Origin of the sequence: Pseudomonas juntendi (genome assembly GCF_009932375.1) — a bacterium.
In the GTDB taxonomy this organism is placed as follows: Bacteria; Pseudomonadota; Gammaproteobacteria; order Pseudomonadales; family Pseudomonadaceae; genus Aquipseudomonas; species Aquipseudomonas juntendi.
Window position 1 is genome coordinate 1 of record NZ_BLJG01000450.1, and the last position, 505, is coordinate 505.

Here is a 505-nt window from a genome sequence, read left to right on the forward strand (position 1 = left end):
GGCGGTGGTCAGCGCCCAGCGCATCGACGAACTGAGTGAAAAGGAACGCCTGGCCAACCGCCTGCAGAACCTGCTGGACCTGCTGCCTGGCGGGGTGATCGTGATCGATGGCCAAGGCCTTGTGCGTGAAGCCAACCCGGCCGCCTGCCAACTGCTCGGCGAGCCGTTGCTCGGCCAGCTGTGGCGCCAGGTGATTGCCCGCAGCTTTGCACCGCGCAAGGATGACGGCCATGAAGTCTCGCTACGCGACGGCCGCCGTCTGTCCATCGCCACCCGTTCCCTGGACGCCGAGCCTGGCCAGTTGGTGCTGCTCAACGACCTGACTGAAACCCGACGCCTGCAGGACCAGTTGGCGCGCCATGAGCGCCTGTCGGCGCTGGGGCGCATGGTCGCCTCGCTGGCGCATCAGATCCGTACCCCCTTGTCGGCAGCCATGCTCTACGCCAGCCATCTGGCCGACAGCGCGCACGAGCTTGATGCCGAAACCCGCCAGCGCTTTGCCGCG

At 67.3% G+C, this 505-nt stretch carries 1 protein-coding gene; it reads left to right on the forward strand.

The features are described 5' to 3' along the window. Positions 1 to 505, forward strand: a 505-nt coding sequence (locus tag GYA94_RS26665) for a PAS domain-containing protein (protein WP_161893453.1), incomplete at both ends; no start/stop codon positions are given.